This window comes from Halomonas sp. SIMBA_159, from assembly GCF_046536035.1.
Lineage (GTDB): Bacteria > Pseudomonadota > Gammaproteobacteria > Pseudomonadales > Halomonadaceae > Vreelandella > Vreelandella venusta_A.
The window spans coordinates 1-252 of record NZ_JAWJBT010001130.1 but is presented as its reverse complement, the minus strand read 5'-3'; the positions used below and the strand labels follow the sequence as shown (position 1 = coordinate 252).

The window sequence follows — 252 nt, the reverse complement described above, 5'->3', positions numbered from 1 at the left end:
CTGCACGACGAGGTCGTTGACGCACATTGCCACCAGGTCGATGCCAACCGTGTCGTGCTTGCCGCTCTCGATCGCCAGTTTCAGCTTGGTGCCGACGCCGTCGGTGGTGGCGACCAGGATCGGATCGTTGTAGCCCGCCGCCTCCAGATCGAACAGCGCGCCGAAGCCGCCCAGTCCCGCGGCGGCGCCAGGCCGCGCCGTGCTCTTGGCGATCGGCTTCATGGCATCGACCAGCGCGTTGCCGGCATCGAT

1 protein-coding gene is annotated in these 252 nt (G+C 67.5%); it reads right to left on the bottom strand.

Annotation, left to right across the window (positions count from 1 at the left end):
* Window positions 1-252 (bottom strand): AIR synthase related protein (locus R0J87_RS22790; protein WP_498889203.1); only part of this gene is annotated, 252 nt, incomplete at both ends.